The sequence below is a fragment of the Pseudomonas massiliensis genome (genome assembly GCF_000826105.1).
Lineage (GTDB): Bacteria > Pseudomonadota > Gammaproteobacteria > Pseudomonadales > Pseudomonadaceae > Aquipseudomonas > Aquipseudomonas massiliensis.
Genome location: NZ_CCYK01000006.1, coordinates 922,153 through 940,439, shown reverse-complemented (window position 1 = coordinate 940,439; position 18,287 = coordinate 922,153). Strand labels below are relative to the sequence as shown.

Annotated in this window: 22 protein-coding genes; 10 read left to right on the top strand and 12 right to left on the bottom strand. The window is 63.3% G+C overall.

What is annotated here, in order from left to right; genetic code table 11:
- Positions 1–60: 60 nt before the first annotated feature.
- The 3 genes from pstC to pstB are packed head-to-tail and all read left to right on the top strand — an operon-like array spanning position 61 to position 2,701.
- Positions 61–1,056 (top strand): phosphate ABC transporter permease subunit PstC, encoded by a 996-nt coding sequence (gene pstC / locus BN1188_RS10360; RefSeq protein ID WP_052469230.1) that lies wholly within the window; start codon positions 61–63, stop codon positions 1,054–1,056.
- Positions 1,053–1,928 carry a phosphate ABC transporter permease PstA gene (gene pstA, locus BN1188_RS10355; protein ID WP_040261308.1) on the top strand — a complete coding sequence of 292 codons (876 nt, stop codon included), beginning with the start codon at positions 1,053–1,055 and terminating at the stop codon, positions 1,926–1,928. The genes pstC and pstA overlap by 4 nt, the downstream gene beginning before the upstream one ends.
- A complete protein-coding gene (gene pstB, locus BN1188_RS10350; protein WP_040261307.1) occupies positions 1,928–2,701 on the top strand; it encodes a phosphate ABC transporter ATP-binding protein PstB in 774 nt (257 codons plus the stop codon). Before pstA ends, pstB begins: the two co-directional genes overlap by 1 nt.
- Before the next feature lie 311 nt (positions 2,702–3,012).
- On the opposite strand, the gene BN1188_RS10345 is transcribed toward pstB, so the two are convergent.
- The gene (locus BN1188_RS10345) at positions 3,013–3,669 is read right to left on the bottom strand and encodes a polysaccharide lyase family 7 protein (RefSeq protein ID WP_040261305.1); all 657 of its coding nucleotides are present in this window, start codon (positions 3,667–3,669) and stop codon (positions 3,013–3,015) included.
- 302 nt (positions 3,670–3,971) lie between these two features.
- Here BN1188_RS10345 and BN1188_RS10340 point away from each other — a divergent pair, with 302 nt between their 5' ends.
- Positions 3,972–4,679, top strand: coding sequence for a YiaD family glycine zipper/OmpA-like lipoprotein (locus BN1188_RS10340; RefSeq protein ID WP_040261304.1), 708 nt, complete (start codon positions 3,972–3,974; stop codon positions 4,677–4,679).
- A gap of 18 nt (positions 4,680–4,697) precedes the next feature.
- Here the strand turns inward: BN1188_RS10340 and pta are convergent, their stop codons facing one another.
- Positions 4,698–6,791 carry a phosphate acetyltransferase gene (gene pta, locus BN1188_RS10335; protein WP_040261302.1) on the bottom strand — a complete coding sequence of 698 codons (2,094 nt, stop codon included), beginning with the start codon at positions 6,789–6,791 and terminating at the stop codon, positions 4,698–4,700.
- Positions 6,792–6,854: 63 nt separating this feature from the next.
- Positions 6,855–7,142: a DUF3565 domain-containing protein gene (locus tag BN1188_RS10330; RefSeq protein ID WP_084596197.1), complete on the bottom strand. Its 288-nt coding sequence runs from the start codon at positions 7,140–7,142 to the stop codon at positions 6,855–6,857.
- A 12-nt stretch (positions 7,143–7,154) separates the two neighbouring features.
- Between BN1188_RS10330 and BN1188_RS10325 the strand changes: the two genes are divergently transcribed.
- From BN1188_RS10325 to BN1188_RS10315, 3 genes are all read left to right on the top strand, one after another.
- Positions 7,155–7,640, top strand: a complete 486-nt coding sequence (locus BN1188_RS10325) for an FKBP-type peptidyl-prolyl cis-trans isomerase (RefSeq protein WP_040261301.1) — start codon at positions 7,155–7,157, stop codon at positions 7,638–7,640.
- A gap of 51 nt (positions 7,641–7,691) precedes the next feature.
- Complete coding sequence (locus BN1188_RS10320; protein ID WP_040261300.1) at positions 7,692–8,186, top strand: glutathione peroxidase; 495 nt, start codon at positions 7,692–7,694, stop codon at positions 8,184–8,186.
- A gap of 125 nt (positions 8,187–8,311) precedes the next feature.
- Entirely contained in the window at positions 8,312–9,430 is a 1,119-nt protein-coding gene (locus BN1188_RS10315) for an NADH:flavin oxidoreductase (protein WP_040261299.1), read from the top strand.
- Positions 9,431–9,544: 114 nt separating this feature from the next.
- Here the strand turns inward: BN1188_RS10315 and cysZ are convergent, their stop codons facing one another.
- Positions 9,545–10,294 carry a sulfate transporter CysZ gene (gene cysZ / locus BN1188_RS10310; protein WP_040261298.1) on the bottom strand — a complete coding sequence of 250 codons (750 nt, stop codon included), beginning with the start codon at positions 10,292–10,294 and terminating at the stop codon, positions 9,545–9,547.
- Positions 10,295–10,696: 402 nt separating this feature from the next.
- Here cysZ and trxB point away from each other — a divergent pair, with 402 nt between their 5' ends.
- Positions 10,697–11,662, top strand: coding sequence for a thioredoxin-disulfide reductase (gene trxB, locus BN1188_RS10305; RefSeq protein WP_040261297.1), 966 nt, complete (start codon positions 10,697–10,699; stop codon positions 11,660–11,662).
- Positions 11,663–11,846: 184 nt separating this feature from the next.
- On the opposite strand, the gene BN1188_RS10300 is transcribed toward trxB, so the two are convergent.
- From BN1188_RS10300 to BN1188_RS10280, 5 genes are all read right to left on the bottom strand, one after another.
- Positions 11,847–12,197 carry a HopJ type III effector protein gene (locus BN1188_RS10300; protein ID WP_040261296.1) on the bottom strand — a complete coding sequence of 117 codons (351 nt, stop codon included), beginning with the start codon at positions 12,195–12,197 and terminating at the stop codon, positions 11,847–11,849.
- Positions 12,190–12,486: a DUF1244 domain-containing protein gene (locus BN1188_RS10295; protein WP_040261295.1), complete on the bottom strand. Its 297-nt coding sequence runs from the start codon at positions 12,484–12,486 to the stop codon at positions 12,190–12,192. Before BN1188_RS10295 ends, BN1188_RS10300 begins: the two co-directional genes overlap by 8 nt.
- 67 nt (positions 12,487–12,553) lie before the next feature.
- On the bottom strand, positions 12,554–12,925 hold the full coding sequence (folX, locus tag BN1188_RS10290) for a dihydroneopterin triphosphate 2'-epimerase (RefSeq protein ID WP_040261294.1): 372 nt from the start codon (positions 12,923–12,925) through the stop codon (positions 12,554–12,556).
- Positions 12,926–12,942: 17 nt separating this feature from the next.
- Positions 12,943–13,650 (bottom strand): dihydromonapterin reductase, encoded by a 708-nt coding sequence (gene folM, locus BN1188_RS10285; protein WP_040261293.1) that lies wholly within the window; start codon positions 13,648–13,650, stop codon positions 12,943–12,945.
- 87 nt (positions 13,651–13,737) lie between these two features.
- On the bottom strand, positions 13,738–14,319 hold the full coding sequence (locus BN1188_RS10280) for a putative antibiotic biosynthesis monooxygenase (RefSeq protein ID WP_040261292.1): 582 nt from the start codon (positions 14,317–14,319) through the stop codon (positions 13,738–13,740).
- Positions 14,320–14,559: 240 nt separating this feature from the next.
- On the opposite strand from BN1188_RS10280, the gene BN1188_RS10275 reads away from it, so the two are divergent.
- Entirely contained in the window at positions 14,560–15,510 is a 951-nt protein-coding gene (locus BN1188_RS10275; protein WP_040261291.1) for a MerR family transcriptional regulator, read from the top strand.
- Here the strand turns inward: BN1188_RS10275 and BN1188_RS10270 are convergent, their stop codons facing one another.
- Complete coding sequence (locus tag BN1188_RS10270) at positions 15,511–16,116, bottom strand: hypothetical protein (RefSeq protein WP_040261290.1); 606 nt, start codon at positions 16,114–16,116, stop codon at positions 15,511–15,513.
- Between the two features lie 40 nt (positions 16,117–16,156).
- A complete protein-coding gene (locus BN1188_RS10265; protein WP_040261289.1) occupies positions 16,157–16,624 on the bottom strand; it encodes a PAS domain-containing protein in 468 nt (155 codons plus the stop codon).
- Positions 16,625–16,720: 96 nt separating this feature from the next.
- Between BN1188_RS10265 and BN1188_RS10260 the strand changes: the two genes are divergently transcribed.
- Positions 16,721–17,188 carry a flavodoxin gene (locus BN1188_RS10260; protein WP_040261288.1) on the top strand — a complete coding sequence of 156 codons (468 nt, stop codon included), beginning with the start codon at positions 16,721–16,723 and terminating at the stop codon, positions 17,186–17,188.
- A gap of 216 nt (positions 17,189–17,404) precedes the next feature.
- Here BN1188_RS10260 and BN1188_RS10255 read toward each other — a convergent pair whose 3' ends face one another.
- Positions 17,405–18,190 (bottom strand): IclR family transcriptional regulator, encoded by a 786-nt coding sequence (locus BN1188_RS10255; RefSeq protein WP_040261287.1) that lies wholly within the window; start codon positions 18,188–18,190, stop codon positions 17,405–17,407.
- Between the last annotated feature and the right edge of the window lie 97 nt (positions 18,191–18,287).

Genomic DNA, 18,287 nt, shown 5'->3' with positions numbered 1-18,287 from the left:
GAAGCCATCCCTCAGTCGGCCTCGCGCTGGCTGGGGGATTTGCCATGAGTGGCCCTACCGATGACCGACAATTCTCAAGTGCTGACCACGATGACCGCCGAGCGCCAGAGTGTAAGTGAAGCCCGCGCGGCCAAGGATCAACGCCACGACCTATGGTTCCGCCGCACCGTGCGCGGCGCGGCCATGCTGGTGCTGATCCTGTTGGCCAGCATCGCCGGTTCGACCCTGTGGGGCGGCAGTGAAGCCTTCCGAACCTTTGGCCTGGATTTTCTGACCAGTACCGACTGGGACGCCGTCGCCGGCAAGTTCGGCGCCGTGGTACCTGTATACGGCACCCTGGTGACCTCTCTTCTCGCGCTGCTGATCGCCGTACCGGTGAGCTTCGGCATCGCGATCTTTCTGACCGAAGTCGCGCCGCCTTGGCTGCGCATGCCGATCGCCTCCGCCATCGAGCTGTTGGCAGGGATCCCTTCGATCATCTACGGCATGTGGGGGCTGTTCGTGTTCGCCCCCTTCATGGCCGAGCACCTGGCACCCTGGATCAATGACCATCTCGGCGCCATTCCCGGCGTGGGCGCGCTTTTCCAGGGCCCGCCGCTGGGTATCGGTACCCTGACCGCGGGCATCGTGCTGGCGATCATGATCATTCCGTTCATTACCTCGGTGATGAATGAAGTGTTCCGCACGGTGCCCGTGGCGCTGAAGGAATCGGCCTATGCCCTGGGTGGCACCACCTGGGAGGTGGTCTGGGACATCGTGTTGCCCTATACCCGCACCGCGGTGGTCGGCGGGGTATTCCTGGGCCTGGGCCGTGCCCTGGGTGAAACCATGGCGGTGACCTTCGTGCTGGGCAACGCCCACCAGCTGTCGGCGTCGCTGCTGATGCCAAGCAGTTCCATCGCTTCGGTCATCGCCAACGAATTCAGCGAAGCCTATACGGACCTGCATCGCTCGTCCCTGATCGGCCTGGGCTTCCTGCTGTTCGTCGTCACTTTCATCGTGCTGGCCTGTGCCCGCCTGATGCTGATGCGCCTGTCGCGCAAGGAGGGCCTGTGAGTTCGCCTAACGAAAACCTGTATCGCCTGCGGGCGTTCAAGAACAAACTAGCGCTGGTGCTCAGCTGCGGTGCCACCCTGTTCGGCCTGCTGTGGCTGGTGTGGATCCTCATCACCACCTTCACCAACGGCTTCCAGGCCTTGGGTACCGCACTGTTCACCGAGATGACCCCGCCGCCGGGCAGTCCGGGCGGCCTGGCGAACGCCTTCTTCGGCAGCGCCCTGATGTCGCTGATTGCGCTGGTGGTGGGCACCCCCATCGGCCTGATGGCCGGCGTATGGCTGGCCGAGTTCGCCCGCCACACCAAGCTGGGCATGGCGGTGCGCTTCATCAACGATATCCTGCTGTCGGCGCCATCCATCGTGCTGGGCCTGTTCATCTACACCGCGTTCATCCTGCCGGTCAGCGCGATGACCGATCACCGGGTAGGCTTCTCTGCCCTGGCCGGTGCCCTGACCCTGGCCTTGCTGGTGATTCCGGTGGTGGTGCGCACCACGGATGAAATGCTTCAGCTGCAACCGACCACCATGCGTGAAGCCGCGCTGGCGCTGGGTGTGCCCCAGTGGAAGCTGACCCTGCAGATCGTGTTGCGCGCTGCCCGCGCTGGTGTCATCACCGGTGTGCTGCTGGCCCTGGCGCGCATCACGGGTGAAACCGCGCCCCTGCTGTTCACCGCGTTCGGCAACCAGTTCTGGAGCGCCGACGTGCTCAAGCCCATGGCCAGCGTGCCGGTGGTGATCTTCCAGTACGCCATGAGCCCCTTCGAGGACTGGCACGCGCTGGCCTGGGCCGGTGCCCTGGTGCTCACCATGTTCGTGCTGATGCTCAGCCTGCTTTCCCGCCTCATTCTTTTGCGCGATAGGTCCCACTAATGAATACCCTCGCCCCGAAACGAACCAAGATCCAGGTGCGCGACCTCGAGTTCTTCTATGGTGCCCATCGGTCGCTGAAGTCGATCAACATGGACATCCCGGAAAAGCACGTGACGGCCATCATCGGCCCGTCCGGCTGCGGCAAGTCCACGCTGCTGCGGGTGTTCAACCGTATCTATTCGATGTACCCCAAGCAGGAAGCCAAGGGCGAAGTATTGCTCAACGGCGAGAACATCCTGGCCCCTGGCTACTCCATGAACCGCCTGCGCAGCCATGTGGGCATGGTGTTCCAGAAGCCGGTGCCATTCCCCATGTCGATCTTCGACAACATCGCCTACGCGGTGCGCCACCATGAGCGGCTCAACCGTCGCGAGATGGAAGAGCGCGTCGAGCAGGCCTTGCGTGGCGCTGCCCTCTGGGATGAAGTCAAGGACAAGCTCAAGCAGAGCGCGCAGAGCCTGTCCGGTGGTCAACAGCAGCGGCTGTGCATCGCCCGCACCATCGCCCTGCGCCCGCAAGTGCTGCTGCTCGACGAGCCTACCTCCGCCCTGGACCCGATCTCCACCGGCCGGATCGAGCAGCTCATCACTGAGCTCAAGGAACAGTTCACGGTCATCATCGTGACCCACAACATGCAGCAGGCCGCCCGCTGCTCGGACTACACCGCCTTCATGTTCATGGGGGAGCTGATCGAGCACGGGGATACCGACACCATCTTCACCAAGCCCAACAAGACCCAGACCGAAGACTACATCACAGGCCGGTTCGGCTGATCTTGCCCACCCCTGGTCGCGGCCAAGGCCGGCTGCTACGGCGAGATACCGGGCTGTCTGCCGTAGCAGCACGCCTTGGCGGCCACCGGGCGTGGCGCGTTGCCGACCCCGCCCGCGAGATAACGGCAAGGGCGGTCCCTACGCCCGAAGTTACCGGCTGATCTTGCCCACCCCTGGTCGCGGCCAAGGCCGGCTGCTACGGCGAGATACCGTGCTGCTCGCCGTAGCAGCACGCCTTGGCGGCGACCGGGCGTGGCGCGTTGCCGACCCTGCCCGCGAGATAACGGCAAGGACGGTCTCTACGCCCGGAGTTACAGGTGGCTTACGTCCAACCGGGTGTAGGTCACTTTCCCGCCTTCGGTCACCGGGCCGGTGTTATCCAGGGTGTAGACCCCCGCCTTGAAGTAGAAGGCATACCCATGCCAGGACGGCGCCAGCGAGATCTGCGGGCCGGTGTTGTTGATCAGCACGGTCAGCTTGCCTTGCTTGTTCATCTGGATGGCATAGGCGAACGCCTTGTTCAGCGGTACGTTGGGTACCGTGTAGGCCACCGGGCTCTTCGCATCCGCTGGGTTGACGCGATATTCCAGGTCGATGTTGCCCGTACCGTTGGCGTAGCGGTACACCACCTTGAGCAAGGGTGCGGCAGCATTCTTGGCGTGGATCTGCGCCACCACTACCCGGCCGTTGGACGGGACCTGGTTCACTGACAAGGTGCCCTTGAGCGTATTCAGGCCGCTGTTGTAAAGCCAATTGCGGGCCTTGCCGTCGGCCAAGGTTTCACGCAGTTCCGAGCGAGGGAAATCACTCGTGCCGGAGGCGGAGCCGGTGACCGGTGCCCAGAAAACGATCTTGTCGCCAGTATTGGTGAAATAGGAGGTCTGCAGCGTCGGCATGGCCGCGGTCGCGACGGTGAGCGTCGGCGCTGGGACGGGAAGGGTAAGGTTCCAGGTAGTCAGGTCGATCATGGTAATGTCTCGGCGTGGCTGAGCCTCGCCTGGAGGCGGACAGCCGTATGCAATAGCGGAATATCGCCGTCCATGGCGCTACTGCGTGGGTTAACGGCGATCCGCGGGCATCCTTGATGGCATTCTGACAAGCGGTGCGGTGGCGCAGCGTCTGGGGCCGTGGCCGCAGCCTGGTCGAGAAACCGGTTGAGAAAGCCGGTGAAACAATTGTCACTGGAAGAAGGGCATGGGCGCGGGTTCAAATCGCCAAGCGCAGCCTTGCCCGGTTGCACGCCTCATACATGTCCACCCAGGAGTTTTTCATGCTGACGCCAAGCCGCCTGATGATCACTGCCACCGTCGTCGCCCTGTTGTCCGGCTGCGCCGGACAGAACCCCTATGCCAACCAGGATCAGGGGCAAGCTGGCCAGGGTGTGAGCAACACCGCCAAGTACGGCGGTCTCGGTGCCCTGGCCGGTGCGGTGGCAGGCGCCGCCATCGATCACAACAACCGAGGCAAGGGTGCGCTGATCGGTGCCGCGGTAGTAGGCGCCGCTTCGGCGGGTTACGGCTACTATGCCGACAGGCAGGAAAAAGCCCTGCGTGAAAGCATGGCCGATACCGGGGTGCAAGTGCAGCGCCAGGGGGACCAGATCAAGCTCATCATGCCGGGCAATATCACCTTCGCCACGGACTCATCCGCCATCGCCCCTGGTTTCTATGCGCCCTTGAACAACCTGGCCACGTCGTTCAAGCAGTTCAACGAGAACACCATCGAGATCGTTGGCTACACCGACAGCACCGGTAGCCGCCAGCACAACATGGACCTGTCCCTGCAGCGGGCCCAGGCCGTGAGTACCTACCTCAGCTCCCAGGGCGTGGATGCGTCGCGGCTGTCGGTGCGCGGCGCCGGGCCGGACCAGCCTATCGCCAGCAACGCCGACGCCAATGGCCGCGCCCAGAATCGCCGCGTCGAGGTCAACCTCAAGCCGATCCCAGGCCAGCAATACCAGCAGCCCGCTCAGCAATGACAGAGGCGCGTATCGGGGTCAGCGCCTCGGGCGGCTGGCCTGGATGGCTGTAAGCGCGATGGTATAGACGATGTCGTCCACCTGGGCGCCTCGGGGCAGATCGTTGACCGGCTTGCGCAGCCCTTGCAGCATTGGCCCCAGGCTGACGCAGCCCGCGCTGCGCTGTACGGCCTTGTGGGTGGTGTTGCCGCTGTTGAGGTCCGGGAACACGAATACCGTGGCCCGGCCGGCGACCTCGCTACGGGGAGCCCATTGCCTGGCCACCGTCTCGTTGGCGGCGGCGTCGTACTGTAGCGGGCCGTCGATCAACAACCCTGGTTGCGCCTCCCGGGCCAGGCGAGTGGCTTCCCGAACTTTCTCCACATCTTCGCCGGTAGCCGTCTGCCCGCTGGAGTAGCTGAGCATCGCCACGCGCGGGGCGATCCCCAAGGCCTGGGCGGAGTCGGCGCTCTGCAGGGCGATCTCGGCCAACTCCGTCGCGTCGGGATGCGGGTTCATCACGCAGTCTGCGTACATCACCACCTGGTCGGGGAACAGCATGAAATACACAGAAGACACCAGGTTCCAGCCAGGTGCGGTCTTGATCAGCTGCAAGGCTGGGCGAATGGTATTGGCGGTGGGGTGAACCAGCCCGGACACCAGGCCGTCCACCTCATCCAGTGCCAGCATCATGGTGCCGACCACCACCGGATCTTCCAGCTGTTGTTCAGCCATGGGCGCGTTCAGGTTCTTGCTATTGCGCAGCCGCACCATGGGTTCTACATAGCGGGCACGGATGGCATCCGGGTCGAGTATCTCCAGCCCAGGGGGTAGATCCAGGCCCTGGGCGCGCGCCACCGCCTCTACGTCTGCGGGCTTGGCCAACAGCACGCAGCGAGCGATGCCCCGCGCCTGGCAAATGGCGGCGGCCTGTACGGTCAGCGGCTCGCTGCCCTCGGGCAGCACGATGCGTTTGCCGCAGGCCTGAGCCTGCTGGATCAGTTGATAACGGAACACCGCCGGGGACAGCCGCAACTCTCGAGGTGAGCCGCAACGCTGATGCAACCAGTCCGCGTCCAGGTGGCTGGCGACGAAGTCGGTCACGTGCTCGGCGCGCTCCCGGTCGTCTACGGGTATCTCGTTGTTGAGCTGGTTGAGCCGGGTAGCGGTATCGTAGGAACCGGTACTCACCGACAGCACGGGCAGCCCGGCCTGGAGCGCGCCACGGCAGAGGTCCAGTACACGCGGGTCGGGCCGGGTGTCGCTGGTCAGCAGGACGCCGGCCAGGGGAACGCCGTTGAGCGAAGCCAGGGCCGCGGCCAGAAGGATGTCGTCGCGATCCCCAGGGGTGACCACCAGCACGCCGGGCTTGAGCAATTCCAGGGTGTTGAGCACTGTACGGGCGCAAATGATGATCCGGGACATCCGTCGCTGTTCGTAATCGCCGGCATTGAGTACCTGGGCGCCCAGCAGTTCGGCGACGTCTCGGGTACGTGGCGCGTTGAGCTCAGGCTGGTAAGGGATGCAGCCCAGCAGGCGGAAGTCACCTGCGCGCAACAGGGGTGAGTGCTCGCGCAGGCGCAGCGCGAACTGTTCGATACTTTCTTCAGTACGCACCTTGTTCAGGATCACGCCGATCAGCTTGGGGTCACTGGCGCCGCCGAACAGTCGGGCCTGCAGGTCCACCCGCCCGGACAGCTCGGCCAGCGCCTCGCTCTCCGGCGCCGACACCAGGATGACATCGGCGTCCATGCTCTTGGCCATGTGCTGGTTGACGCGCGCGGCATAGCTGGCCTGGCGCGTCGGCACCATGCCTTCGACCACCAGCACGTCCTTGCCGATGCCGGCCCGCTGGTGGCGAGTGATGATTTCCTCGAGCAACTCGTCCAGCTGGCCGTCTCCCAGCATGCGCTCTACCTGGCCCAGGGGAAGCGGGGCGGGCGGCTTGAGGCCATGGGTACGCGCCACCAGCTCCGTGGAGCGTTCGGGCCCGGTATCGCCGGGGTGCGGTTGGGCGACCGGCTTGAAAAAGCCTACCTTCAGCCCGGCCCTTTCCAGCGTGCGGATCAGCCCAAGGCTGATGGAGGTCAGGCCTACGCCGAAGTCAGTGGGCGCGATGAAAAAGGTTTGCATGGGTTCTCTCGGTCAGCATGGCGGGCCATGGTGCTACACAGTGCATGCCCGGGTCAGCGAGGGTCAGGAGGAACCAAGGTTAACGCCAAAACCGCGTTGCGCGCACCAGCCGCAGGCGAAAGGCTGGCCGATGCGCCGCGCCCGTGCGTGGGGATCCAGCACCCAGGGGCGCGACTGCCAGGGTGGCGCGTGACGCAGGTGCTGGGTATGCCCGCAGCACAAGCGCACGAACCAGTCCCCATGCCCGTCCTGGTCAAAGCCGGTTACGCATCGGCTGTCGCCAGAGCCGCGCTCACATTCGCAATCGGCCCCATGCTTGTTTACACTGAGGTCTTCCAATCTCTTGTGCAAAGGTCTTACCCCATGCTCATTGCCGCCAACAAGGCTGTGTCCATCGACTATACCCTCACCAACGATGCTGGTGAGGTCATCGACAGCTCGGCCGGCGGTGCCCCGCTGGTATACCTGCACGGCGCCGGCAACATCATCCCTGGCCTGGAAAAGGCCCTGGAAGGCAAGCAGCCCCAGGACGAAGTCGATGTCACCATCGAGCCGGAAGACGCCTATGGCGAATATTCCGCCGAAATGGTCAGCACCCTGAACCGCAGCATGTTCGAAGGCGTGGACGAACTGGAAGTCGGCATGCAGTTCCATGCCTCGGCGCCGGATGGCCAGATGCAAATCGTCACCATCCGTGACCTGGACGGCGATGACGTGACCGTGGACGGCAACCATCCCCTGGCCGGCCAGCGCCTGACCTTCAAGGTCAAGGTTGTCAACGTCCGTGATGCCAGCGAAGAAGAAATCGCCCATGGCCACGTCCATGGCGAAGGTGGCCACCACCACTGACAGGTCTTCCCTTCGGTTGAGCTGTGCATGTTTGCCGCGCAAGGAGGCTGCATGAGCGAGTTTTACGATCTTCGACTCTCCGCTCTGGACGGAAGCGAGCTTCCGTTGAACCGTTTTGCGGGGCAGGTGGTGTTGGTGGTCAATGTGGCATCTCAGTGCGGCCTTACACCGCAGTACGAAGGCCTCGAAGCGCTGCAACAGCGTTTCGGGCCTGAAGGTTTCAGCGTGCTGGGGTTGCCCTGCAACCAATTCGCCGGGCAGGAGCCCGGCACTGCCGTGGATATCCAGGGCTTTTGCAGCGCCCGGTACGGCGTGACCTTCCCCTTGGCCGCCAAGGCCGATGTGAACGGGGCAGAGCGTCAGCCACTGTACCGTCTGCTGGCCGGGGAGGGGGCGACCTTTCCTGGCGACATCACCTGGAATTTCGAGAAATTCCTCATCGGCAGGGATGGCCGAGTACTTGCCCGCTTTTCGCCTCGTACCTTGCCGCAGGCCCCGGAGGTCATCTCCGCCATCGAGGCGGCGCTCGCTGAAGGCCCGGGCTAGGTTCGCGCGACGCCGGGCCTCGGATCACTTTGTGTGCAGCCTGGCGATAACCCTGGTCAATAATGCTGGGCCCTCCACTTCCGTGGCTTTAAGCTTTGGCACTGAACTCCCCAGAGGCGGCGCCGATGTCTGTGCATAACCTGTTCGACCCCTTCGTATATGGTCCCTTGACGCTGGCTTCCCGCGTGGTGATGGCACCCATGACCCGCTCCTTCTCTCCCGGCGGCGTTCCCACTGAGCAGGTGGTGGAATATTACCGTCGCCGTGCCGCTGGCGGAGTGGGGCTGATCATTACCGAGGGCACCACTGTCGATCACCCGGCCGCCAATGGCTACCCGAACGTACCACGGTTCCATGGTGAGGACGCCCTGGCCGGCTGGCGTCGCGTGGTAGAGGCGGTACATGCCGAGGGTGGCAAGATCGCCCCCCAGCTGTGGCATGTGGGCAATGTGCGCCGCCTCGGTACAGAGCCTGATGGCACCGTTCCCGGCTATGGGCCGGTGGAGAAGCATAAAGGCGACCAGGTTGTGGTCCATGGCATGACCGAGGGCGATATCCTGGATGTCATCCAGGCCTTTGCCGAGGCTGCCGCGGCCGCCAAGGCCATCGGCATGGATGCGGTGGAAATCCACGGCGCCCATGGCTACCTGATCGACCAGTTCTTCTGGGCAGACAGCAATACCCGCACGGACCGTTATGGTGGCTCGCCCGAAGGGCGTTCGCGCTTCGCTATCGAGCTGGTGCAAGCGGTCAGGGCGGCGGTGGGGCCGGACTTTCCGATCATTTTCCGCTTCTCTCAATGGAAGCAGCAAGACTACAACGCTCGCCTGGCCACCACGCCTGAGGCGCTGGCAGCCTTCCTTCAGCCCTTGGTCGAGGCCGGTGTGGATATCTTCCATTGCTCGACGCGGCGGTTCTGGGAACCGGAATTCCCGCAAATATCGGGCGACGGCGCGGATCTGAACCTGGCGGGCTGGACGCGCCGCCTAACCGGCAAGCCCGTGATTACGGTCGGGAGCGTGGGCCTGGACGGGGAATTCCTGAAGTTCATGGGCAAAACAGACGAAGTGGCGCAGCCCGCTCGCCTGGATGACCTGCTGTCCCGTCTCGAAAGCGGAGAGTTCGATCTGGTGGCCGTAGGCCGAGCCTTGCTGGTGGACCCGGACTGGGCACTGAAAGTGAAAGAGGGCAGGGAGCAAGAGATTCGTCCGTTCAGCCGGGAAGCGTTGGGCCACCTGAGCTGAATGGCAGGTTTGGCCTCTTCCGGGCCCTATCGCTGAGAGCAGTCCCGATGGCGTTACCGATGCCCATTATCGGCAGCGCCATTCAGGCCGGCATGACGAGCGCGTCGGCGTAGGCTAAGGCACGGTAGTCGGCAGGCCTTCGCTTTCCCGCACCCAGAACAGCGTCGCGCCCGCTACCGCCGCAGGCATCATCAGGATATTGAGCAAGGGCACCAGCAGGGCCAGGTACACGATGCCGCCGAAGCTCAAGCTCGCCCAGCGCTTGCGCCGCAGCCATTCGAGCATGGCCTGCCAGCTCATCTTGTGGTTGTCCGCCGGGTAGTCGATGTACTGGATCGCCATCATCCAGACCCCAAACAACAGCCACAGCGGCGCGGCCAGTACGTTGATCCCTGGTATCAGCGAAACCACCAGCAAGGCTGCGGCGCGAGGCAGGTAGTAGGCGAGCTTGCGCATTTCCCGGCCCAGAGTACGAGGCATCATGGCCAGCAGTTCGCCCCAGTGGAAGGGGGGGAAGTCGTCTCGGCCGCGTATCACCACCTCTACCTTTTCAGCGAGGAAACCGTTGAAGGGCGCGGCGATGATATTGGCGACCATGGTGAAGGTGAAGAACACCATCAGCACCACCAGCACGATGAACAGCGGCCAGAGCAGGTAGTTCAGGAAGCCCAGCCAATCGGGCAGGGTAGGCATGAGCTGGCGCACCCAGGCGCCGAATTCATGGCCGGCAAAGTAGATCAGGCCGAGGAACAGGATCAGGTTGATCGAAAGCGGCAGCAGCACGAACAACCGTAGGCCCGGGCTGAGGACCAGCTTGAGGCCCTCACGCAGGTAACCAGGGCCAGACAGTACAGACGGTGGCATGGGAAAAACGCTCTCAGCACAAGGACGAAGCCGCACGGTACCGGCTTTGCGTCTGCCAGAAAAGCGCTCGGGGCTCCTTGAAACAAAGTGTCACTTTGTGGGCACTGCTATCAGCCGAGCATCCATATAGGGCCGCCCTATGGCAAGAATTGCCAAAGGGTATTTCCCATCCTGGGCGCGTCTCGTTAAGCTTCACCCACTAGCGTACCCTGGCACGTCCCTGGCTTCGCCCGAGCTTGCACAGGCCTGATCCGTCATTCCGGCCGATGTACGACTCGGAAGGATCAGGGCGGCCAATGCAGGCTTCAACCAGCAGCCTTGCGCCAATATTTCTTTTCATCTCAAGCCGGCCCGCCGGCACCACGAACGGCGGATGAGCGAGCCGTTCGACAGGAGTTTGTCATGTCCGACCTTCGTCATTCCCGCGTTATCATCCTGGGCTCTGGCCCTGCCGGCTATAGCGCTGCCGTGTATGCGGCGCGGGCCAACCTCAAGCCCTTGCTTATCACTGGCCTGCAGGCTGGCGGACAGCTGACCACCACTACCGAGGTGGATAACTGGCCTGGCGACCCCCACGGCCTGACCGGCCCGGCGCTGATGCAGCGCATGCAGGAGCATGCCGAGCGCTTCGAGACGGAAATCGTCTTCGACCATATCAACGCCGTGGACCTGGCCGCCAGGCCCTTCACCCTCAAGGGCGACAACGGGACCTACACCTGCGACGCGCTGATCATCGCCACCGGCGCCAGCGCGCGCTACCTGGGATTGCCATCGGAAGAAGCCTTCATGGGCAAGGGTGTCTCGGCCTGCGCCACCTGCGACGGGTTCTTCTACCGCAATCGGGACGTCGCCGTGGTCGGCGGCGGCAATACCGCCGTGGAAGAAGCCTTGTACCTGGCCAATATCGCGCGCAAGGTGACCCTGGTTCACCGCCGTGAAACCTTCCGCGCCGAGAAGATCCTCATCGACAAGCTGCATGCCCGGGTCGCCGAGGGCAAGATCGAGCTCAAGCTCAACGCCGTGCTCGACGAAGTGCTCGGTGACGACATGGGCGTGACCGGGGCCCGTCTCAAGAACAACGATGGCAGCACGTCGGAGCTGAAGGTAGACGGCGTATTCATCGCCATCGGCCACACTCCGAACACCTCGCTGTTCGAAGGTCAATTGCAGCTCAAGGATGGTTACCTGGTGGTCAAGGGCGGCCGCGAGGGCAACGCCACCGCCACGAACATCGAAGGCGTATTCGCCGCGGGTGACGTGGCCGACCACGTCTATCGCCAGGCTATCACCTCGGCGGGCGCCGGCTGCATGGCCGCCTTGGACGTGGAGCGTTACCTCGACGGCCTGCAGAACGCGACCTTCGAGTAAGCGAGTCAGCAAGACGCGATACCGTTTGCCGGCGTGCATGCCCTGCCGATCTTTCAGTCGGCGCCAGCGGCCGCTGGCGAAGGGCATGTGAGCTGGGCATTCGCCGGCGCTGCTGGCTCATATCAGCGTCAATGGTTTCCCCTTCGCCGAAACGACGGGGGTCGCTGCAAAGGCCAAGTCGTGCTCAGGCCCGCGGCACCTTCGGCGTCAAAGCAGGCGCCTCGAAGCGCACCCCCGCCAGCCCGTGGGCTATCAGCGCACGGATATTCGCGTGGTCGCTGCCCTCAGGGGTAGCCTGCACGGCGCGGTAATGTTCACCGAACGCCAGTAGCGCTTCTTCATCGCTCAGACCCTCGAGCAGAGCCAGTGCCAGGGTTTTGCACGAGCCTTCGTTCTGGCCGGCAGCGTTGCTGACGTCGCCATTGGTGAAGGCCTGCGGGGCATAATCGTAATGGTCGGCGACGAAGGCGAGGGTTTCGGCGAACAGATGCTCACCGGTTTCCAGGCTGGCACGGAAGGCATTGATGTCAGTCATGAGGTTTCCCTTGGGCGAAGGCCGCGGCCTGGGCCGGGCTGGCTTCTGTTTGATAAAGACGTTTCCATTCGCCGTAGGGCATACCGTACACCGCCTCGCGAGCTTCGTCCTGCTCCAGCGGGATGCCTTGTTCGTCGGCGGCGGCCTTGTACCATTTGGACAGGCAGTTGCGGCAGAAACCGGCCAGGTTCATCAGGTCGATGTTCTGTACGTCGGTGCGCTCACGCAGATGACTCACCAGGCGGCGGAAGGCCGCGGCCTCGAGCTCCAGGCGCTGTTGATCGTTCAATGTGCAGGCTCCTGCGGTTCGTGGGGGCGGCGATGATAAAAGCGTCTTCGGCGCCGGGCAATGGGCCTCAGCGCTGCTGGGCCAGGGTAATGGACACTGATTCGGCGAAGCGCAAGGCATGGGGTTTGTCCACTTCCGTCTCGCAGTAGGCAACCGCTTCGTAGGTCATGACCAGGTCCAGGATTTCCTGGGTCAGGCGTTCAAGCAAGGCGAAGCGGTTGCCCTCTACCAGCGCGATCACCGCCTTGGTGATGGTGCGGTAATTCAGGGCATGGTCGATGTCGTTGTCGCGCACCGCGTCGCTGGCGCGATACAGGATGGTCAGGTTGATCAACACATCCTGCTTGTTGAGGATCTCGTCCTCATTGATGCCGATGTAGGTCCGTAGGCGAAGGTCTTTGACCCGGATTCGGGCCATTCCTGGCTCCAGATGCGGCATGGTTCAAGCTCCCAGATTCATTTCAGATGCCGACCGCCATTGACGGTCAGGGTCGTACCCGTAACGTAGCAGTTATCCAGCAGGTAGCGCAGGCTCTGGTAGATCACCTCTGCGCCAGGCTCGATGCCCAGCGCGGACTTGGCCAGCGCCTTGCGCCGGTAGGCGTCGTCGTCCTGTTCGTTGAAGGCGATCAGCGCCGGCGCGATGCCGTTTACCTTGATCGCCGGAGCGTAGCGAGCGGCGAAGGACAACACCAGACTGTCGAGCCCGGCCTTTGTTGCGCAGTAGGCGCTGTGCCTGGCGCTGCCCTTGCGCGTGACATCATCGGTGATGTGGATGATGTCAGCCTTCGGGCTTGCCCTGAGCAACGGCTCGCTGGCCAGGTTGATCAAGTAGGGCGCGAGCATGTGCACATTGAACATGGCCTGGAAGGGCGCGGCGCTGTGCTCGCTGCCATCAGGCTGCCAAGTGGAGGCGTTGTGGACAATGGCGCGCAGGCCCACGGTTCGGGCGCCGAGTTCATCTATGAAACGACGAATGCCGGCTTCATCGCTGAAGTCGGCATACAAGGCGGTGCCGCCGGCTGCCTTGAGCGTGTCCAGGCCGGGACGCTCAGTCTTGTAGGTACCGATCACTGCGTAGCCGTCCGCCAGCAGGCGCAGGGCGCAGTGCAGGCCGAGGCGCTGGCTGGCACCGGTGATCAGGATGGGGAAAGTGTCTGGCATGGGCTGCTCGCTGACGCCGCCGCGCCGGGCGGCGAAACCAGGGGAGCCTATCGCACCCCGTTGCCCTTCGCCAACCCGCGCCGCACCTCAGCGAACGCCCAGGCCATTCTTTTCGGCTGCCTCACGGCCTGGAGCGTTGAGCCACGGTGCCAACAATCGCGTAGACAACGGAATGAAGATAAACACCATCAGCGGTGTAAGCGCCAGGGTACTGACCAGGATGCGTGGCGCCAGGGTCAACTCATTCAGCCAGGGGCCAAACACAATATTGAACAGCAGCGATACCGGGAAAAAGGCCAACCAGATCGCCACGGCCTGCTTCCAGCGCGGCGGGCGGGGCGCATCCGTGGTGCTGGCGACATTGGCGAACCAATTGTCCATGCCCTGCACCCGTCGCTCCGATGGCTCGGCGAACAGGCCATTGCCGCGCTTGAGCCAGGCCTGACGGGACGCGGAAAACTCCCAGGCATGCAAGGTGGCGGCATCGGCAAAACGGAAAATCATCTGGTACTCGTCACCACCCACAGGCGGGGCCAGGATGCCGGAGCCCAGGTAGCCCGGGAAATCGGTGGCCAGGTGCTCGCCTTCCTGAAGCCAGGCGATCAATTCGTTATAGCGGCCATTGGCGGCACGGCGCGCGACCAGCATCGTCACGGGTGGGGTAGACATTGTGTATCTCCGGCTACGGGCATTCAGCCCCGGGTAGGGGCGACGCGTCCGGACCTTGGGGTAACAAGGCTCGGCACTTGATGATAGACCTTTCCAGAGCAAGGATCATTCCGGATCTGATGCTGCAGGGGTGCCTGCATAGCGATATGCGCCCGATGTTCCAAATAGACGTACATGCAGGCGAAGTTTACGATCAAAGGGTTACAATACGCCTACCGCTTGTAACGCCTGGTTCTTTCAATGAGCGACAACAATTACTTCCTGAGCGCTGACCGTGCCGATAGCCAACAGGAGCTTTTTCCAATACGTGAGGTAGCACGCCTGACAGGCGTCAATCCTGTGACGTTGCGGGCATGGGAGCGCCGATATGGGCTTATCCAGCCAACTCGCACAGAAAGTGGGCATCGTTTGTATTCCCCAGCGGACATCGCCGAGGTCAGGGCCATCCTCGGCTGGCTCGAGCGGGGCGTGGCCGTGAGCAAGGTCGGCAAGCTCCTGGCACGCAGTCAGGCGACGAACATGCCTCAACCCCCGGAGCCTCGCCATGGCTTGAGCGAGTACGCTCAATGGCGCGACCGCTTGACCACGGCCATCCAGGCTTTTGACGAGCTGGCGCTGATACGCCTGTATGGTCAGGTGTTCGCCACCTATCCATTGGGCGTCGCCTTCGAAGAAGTCTTCATGCCTGTCTGGGAGGAAGTCCGGTTACGCCAGGAAGGTTTCGGCGCGGTCAGTGAATGGACCTTCCTGGACCACTTCCTGCGTGGACAGGTCTTGAGGCGTCTGCAGTTTTCGTCCACGGAAGGAAGCGACAGTCCGGTGTTGCTCTGCGCGATCCCCGGACAGTGCTTCGAGCTGGAGTTGCTGGTGGCGGCGCTCATGCTGAGCAATGCGCATGCCTGGGTAAGGCCGTTGGGCCTTGGTCAGCCACTGGAAGAATTGGGGCTGGTCTGCGAGCGGGTACAGCCCAGCGCAGTAGTATTGTTTTCGAACCATGCGCCAGCGGCGGATACGGCCAAGCGCTTGCTCAAGCTGAGCCTGCAACTGGAGTGCCCCCTGCTGTTGGCGGGGGAGTTCAGCGAGCTGATCCAGGATCAGCTGGTCAACACCAGCATTGGCTGCCTGGGCAACCACGGGCCGCTGATGCAGCGGCGCCTGGCCCAATATGCGGCAGGCCATCTGGATACCTGATCAGCTATGCAGGTGAGGGTGAGCCAAGCGGTGCTGCTCGAGAATGTAGTCACGCAGCCGCTCGGTTTCCTGCGGATCGTGGGGCACCAGCCGGTAGGCCAACAGGCCGTCGGCGGTCTGTCGCTCCAGGCTGCCGCGCAAGGCAATGGGCGTGTAGCCGTGGGGGGCGAACCAGAGCGAGAACACCTCGGGCGCCGCGCCGCCGTCGCGTACTTGAAGTACGAGGCCATTGACCGAGATTTCCACTACCCACAATGAACTGGCATCGCCGTTGCGGTCCTGCAAGGGAATCGCCTCGGCCAGCGCCAGGCGCCACGGCCTGACCATGGGGCCGTCCTCATAGATGGTCGGCGCGCCCAGTCTGATGCGCTGGGCATGGAATTCATCCTCGGCAACGCGCAGGGGAAAGCTCAATTGCTGGTTCTGGAACTGGGCCTGGATGGTCACGCAGCCCCGCGCCACCAGGCGCAGCAGCAAGTCCTGCAAGCGACCGGCGCCCTCGACCGCCAGGCCGGCTCCGGTATCGGCCAGCTCGCCTTGCGGACTGTTGTGCAGGCTGCGGATAAAATCCAGCTCATCCTGGCTTAGCAGGGAATCAGGTTGCATATCCGGCTCGTTGAACCTCGATGAATAAGGGCCCGCCGCGTCATGGACGGTCGTCCGGGCTGGAAGCAGGGGCCAGCCCCGCCAGTTCGGTCAGCCTGGCCAACTCGGCTTCGAGCTGCAGGATTCGTTCCCGCGCCGCAACCTGTTCGCTGACGTCCTTTTGAATGCCGATGTAATAGTGGCGACCATCCGCTTCGTTGAACACCGGCGTAATGGAAAGCTCGTTCCAGAACGGCGCGCCGTCCTTGCGATAGTTCAGAATGACCTGGCGACAGGCCTGACCCTTGTCGAGGGCCTCGCGCAGGGCCTGGCGCGCTTCAGGGGCCGCCTGGCCATTCTGCAGGAAGCGGCAGTCGCGGTAGAGGATGTCCTCCCGGGCGTAGCCCGTGAGCCGCTCGAAAGCCGGATTCACGTAGATCAGGATGTTGTCCCGGCCTTCCTGTTCGGCGATCACGATGCCGTCGCTGGAGGCATCCACCATGCGCTGCAACAGATTGGAATTGATCATGGCCTCTCCGGGCTCCCTTGGCGGACCATTCTAACGTAGCTGCTGGCCGGTTGCCTGGCCTGATAGACTGCTCGGTCAACCCCCAGGAGGCCCGGCATGAATGTCGCTCTGTTTTCCGGCACCGTCTATGGTACCGCCGAAGAAGTCGCCCACCACGCGGTCAAACGGTTGCAAGCAGCCGGTCACCACTGCCATTACCAGCCAAGGAGCACGCTCGCCGAGCTGTTGGCCTTCAAGCCCGATGCCTTGCTGGGCATCACTTCCACGACCGGCATGGGCGAACTGCCCGACGACCTGATGCCGCTCTACAGTCAGTTGCGCGATTCGCTCCCGGCCACGCTACGCGGGCTTCCCGGTGGCGTCATTGCCTTGGGCGATTCGAGCTACAGCGACAGCTTCTGCGGTGGGGGCGAGTCGCTTGCCGAGCTGTTCGACGAGCTTGGAGTGATCCAGGTCCAGCCCATGCTGCGCCTGGATGCCAGTGAAAGCGTAACGCCGGAAACCGATGCCGAGCCTTGGCTGAATGCTTTCGTCACTGCTTTGGAGGCCGGACGCGGGGCATAAAAAAGGCCGCTGCGCACACAGCGGCCAAGCAAGACGTTGGTCAGGAGCTACCAAACAACGTCGGGGGTCACGTTGAACATCAGGAGAGGGAACCTTGACTCAAAGACTTTAAGCCAACATTAAGCTGAACGATGTTCGACCCCCGGAAGAATACGTGCACGAGGCAGTTCGAAAAATCGGATTGTTTGACAATCACCGTTGCGCTTGCGGTAACAATCAGTCCTGCCGCAGTCCGTGGCCCATGCGCCAACTGACACCAGCTGCAGCGTCCCGCAGGGCCTGGGCCGCCGGCCCGTCGGCCTCGGCATGGAACATCGAGCTGGGCCCCACCACCGTCATCACCGCAACGATACGGCCCAGGGCGTCGAACACAGGAGCGGAGAGCGCGTCGACGCCTGGCAGTAGCAAGCCATGGACATGATGCATGCCCGCGGCGCGTACCTGGGCCAGGAGCCTGGGCAGCGCCTGTTGCTCCCGCGCGGGCAAGGCCGAGTACTCCGCGTCCCGTAGCGCCTGTGTTTCGCGTTCGGGCAAGAAGGCGCAGAACACCAGGCCGGTGGATGAATGCAGCAATGGCAGTACCGAGCCGACTTGCGTGACCACCGTCACCTCCCGCACCGCCGGTTCGATGCTGACCACCGTCGGCCCCTGGTTGCCCCACACAGCCAGGAAGCAGCTTTCATTGAGCGCGTCGCGCAGCTGCGAAAGCGGCAGTGCCGCTTGCTTGAGCACGTCCATGGACCCCAACGCCGCCAACCCTACTCGCAGCGCCTCCCGACCCAGCGCGTAATGGTTGGTGGCTGGATTCTGCTCGGCGAAACCGCTGGCGATCAATGCTTGCAGGTAGCGATGCACCTTGCTGGCCGGCATGCCCAGGTGCTCGGCCAGGCGCGAAAGGGAAGTGGCCGGCGTCAGGCTGGCCAGGGCCTTGAGGATATCCGTAGCCACCTCTGCGGAACGTACCTTTTGCTTGGTGTTGGGCGTGTCGGTGGCGTCGCTCATGGCATTGGGTCCAAGGGGAAGGGTCGCCTTTATAGCTTGACCACTATGGTGGAGCAAATTACGTTATGCGTAATCCGTTTACGGTATCCGGCATTCA